We start from the raw sequence: 3174 nt of genomic DNA, 5'->3' as shown, positions 1-3174 counted from the left end.
CTGTCATCTGGGGTGTTGACGGGGCGATGGGGGGTCCGTATACCCCGGTCATCGGCGGCGGCCAGCGGGACTTGAGGGTCTGGCGGCGGTGCCGGTACATCTTGGAGACGATTTATCGGATGGATGATCCGGCTTTGGCTGGATGATCCACTGTTTTTGTCTCTTGGGTGTTGTTCTGTCGGCGGGGTGGTTTGGCGGTGCCGGACTGGCTGGGTTGACAGGATGGTGGCGGGGTTCTAGACGCTCCGGACCGCTGGGACGGCTCACCTTCAGGGTGATTGCGGGTACCACGGTTTTTCCAGTCTTGCAATCGGGTTTCGTGCGGGTGACCGCGCGGGTTTCGGTTGGTTCGGGTTTCCGGTTTCGTGCCGGCGTTCTTTGACAAGTGAATCTGAGAAAGAGAAGCGTGGACGGCGTTGTCCTTGCGGATCTCCTGTAGCGGGAGATCGTGAGACGATTGCCGAGACACGTTTCGAGAGCTCACACAGGCTCTGGTGGAAACGCCGGGTCTGATTGTGTGCTTCCGTTATGATGTGATCGGTCTAGATCAACTCTTCAACTTGAGAGTTTGATCCTGGCTCAGAGCGAACGCTGGCGGCAGGCTTAACACATGCAAGTCGAGCGGGCCCTTCGGGGTCAGCGGCAGACGGGTGAGTAACACGTGGGAACGTACCCTTCGGTTCGGAATAACGCTGGGAAACTAGCGCTAATACCGGATACGCCCTTTTGGGGAAAGGTTTACTGCCGAAGGATCGGCCCGCGTCTGATTAGCTAGTTGGTGGGGTAATGGCCTACCAAGGCGACGATCAGTAGCTGGTCTGAGAGGATGATCAGCCACACTGGGACTGAGACACGGCCCAGACTCCTACGGGAGGCAGCAGTGGGGAATATTGGACAATGGGCGCAAGCCTGATCCAGCCATGCCGCGTGAGTGATGAAGGCCTTAGGGTTGTAAAGCTCTTTTGTCCGGGACGATAATGACGGTACCGGAAGAATAAGCCCCGGCTAACTTCGTGCCAGCAGCCGCGGTAATACGAAGGGGGCTAGCGTTGCTCGGAATCACTGGGCGTAAAGGGCGCGTAGGCGGCCATTCAAGTCGGGGGTGAAAGCCTGTGGCTCAACCACAGAATTGCCTTCGATACTGTTTGGCTTGAGTATGGTAGAGGTCAGTGGAACTGCGAGTGTAGAGGTGAAATTCGTAGATATTCGCAAGAACACCAGTGGCGAAGGCGGCTGACTGGACCATTACTGACGCTGAGGCGCGAAAGCGTGGGGAGCAAACAGGATTAGATACCCTGGTAGTCCACGCCGTAAACGATGAATGCTAGCTGTTGGGGTGCTTGCACCGCAGTAGCGCAGCTAACGCTTTAAGCATTCCGCCTGGGGAGTACGGTCGCAAGATTAAAACTCAAAGGAATTGACGGGGGCCCGCACAAGCGGTGGAGCATGTGGTTTAATTCGAAGCAACGCGCAGAACCTTACCATCCCTTGACATGTCGTGCCATCCGGAGAGATCCGGGGTTCCCTTCGGGGACGCGAACACAGGTGCTGCATGGCTGTCGTCAGCTCGTGTCGTGAGATGTTGGGTTAAGTCCCGCAACGAGCGCAACCCACGTCCTTAGTTGCCATCATTCAGTTGGGCACTCTAGGGAGACTGCCGGTGATAAGCCGCGAGGAAGGTGTGGATGACGTCAAGTCCTCATGGCCCTTACGGGATGGGCTACACACGTGCTACAATGGCGGTGACAGTGGGAGGCGAAGGAGCGATCTGGAGCAAATCCCCAAAAACCGTCTCAGTTCAGATTGCACTCTGCAACTCGAGTGCATGAAGGCGGAATCGCTAGTAATCGTGGATCAGCATGCCACGGTGAATACGTTCCCGGGCCTTGTACACACCGCCCGTCACACCATGGGAGTTGGTCTTACCCGACGGCGCTGCGCCAACCGCAAGGGGGCAGGCGACCACGGTAGGGTCAGCGACTGGGGTGAAGTCGTAACAAGGTAGCCGTAGGGGAACCTGCGGCTGGATCACCTCCTTTCTAAGGATGTTTCTTCAGGTGTCCGGCAGCCGCAAGGCTGACGGCAACAGCCTCTCGAGACGTCATTGGATACATTGGGGCCAGTCAGGCCCTATTATGCGGGACGGCGCCGTCCTCGTTTCTCTTTCTCATTTCCGGATAGCGTGATCGGTGCATCGTCATGGATGCCGCCTCATCACTCTGGGCCTGTAGCTCAGGTGGTTAGAGCGCACCCCTGATAAGGGTGAGGTCGGACGTTCGAGTCGTCCCAGGCCCACCATTCTTTCTTGGCCTCAGGCGCCGGCGGCGACGTCCGTCGCCTTAGGCTCCGCGCATCAGCGCGGGCGGCCGGTCGGCCTTGCGAGGCTTGCGCCTCGTTCTCCCCCGCTCCGATCCCAACCGTTTGGGGCTGTAGCTCAGCTGGGAGAGCAGTTGCTTTGCAAGCATCAGGTCGTCGGTTCGATCCCGTCCAGCTCCACCATTCCTCTCCCCTTTGGGTCGAGGGTCGAATGGGTTGGTTTGGTATATCCGGAAAAACACAGGTTTTGCTGCCTGAACTGGTCAAATGGATCGTTCGGGAAAGCAAATACACGACATCGTTTAGAGGGAATGTGACCGTTGCGGCAGCGAGAGCTGGTCCGCATCGGTCATGTTCGGCAAGCATAAGATTTGCCGGTCCGAAAGGATCGGCCAAATCGGTCTTTTTGTTTTTTTGACCGTGTCGCGTTGTGATCGGCAGCAGCTTAGCTGCTGCCGGATCACGAGCGGACATCGATCATGAGAGCGATCAAGTGTCTTAAGAGCATTCGGTGGATGCCTTGGCGCTGAGAGGCGATGAAGGACGTGGTACGCTGCGATAAGCCTTGGGGAGCTGCGAACGAGCTTTGATCCAGGGATTTCCGAATGGGGAAACCCACCTTCGACCTTCCGTATTGTGTGGTCATGGCGCTGCGTGGAGCAATCCACGTGGTGGTCTTGGTCATTCAATACGGTTGGTCACATGAAGGTATCATGCCCTGAATACATAGGGGTTTGAAGCGAACCCGGGGAACTGAAACATCTAAGTACCCGGAGGAAAGGACATCAACGAGACTCCGTCAGTAGTGGCGAGCGAACGCGGATCAGGCCAGTGCCTGGTGGGAGTTTATCGGAACGG

The 3174-nt window shown here is 57.2% G+C and carries 2 tRNA genes and 2 rRNA genes (1 of these 4 running past the window's edge); all 4 read left to right on the top strand.

Annotated elements, in window-relative coordinates:
* The first annotated feature begins 556 nt into the window (after nt 1–556).
* Nucleotides 557–2039, top strand: a 16S ribosomal RNA gene (locus MKK49_RS02045).
* Between the two features lie 182 nt (nt 2040–2221).
* Nucleotides 2222–2298: transfer RNA gene (locus tag MKK49_RS02040), tRNA-Ile, on the top strand.
* 125 nt (nt 2299–2423) lie between these two features.
* Nucleotides 2424–2499: transfer RNA gene (locus tag MKK49_RS02035), tRNA-Ala, on the top strand.
* A 304-nt stretch (nt 2500–2803) separates the two neighbouring features.
* Nucleotides 2804–3174: ribosomal RNA gene (locus MKK49_RS02030) — 23S ribosomal RNA — on the top strand; it runs 2462 nt beyond the window's last position.
* The 16S and 23S rRNA genes sit together here with 2 tRNA genes alongside, the layout of an rRNA operon.

It is taken from the genome of Methylobacterium sp. J-090, from assembly GCF_022829345.1.
In the GTDB taxonomy this organism is placed as follows: Bacteria; Pseudomonadota; Alphaproteobacteria; order Rhizobiales; family Beijerinckiaceae; genus Methylobacterium.
The sequence above is the reverse complement of the archived record's forward strand: the minus strand, read 5'-3'. Positions and strand labels throughout refer to the sequence as shown.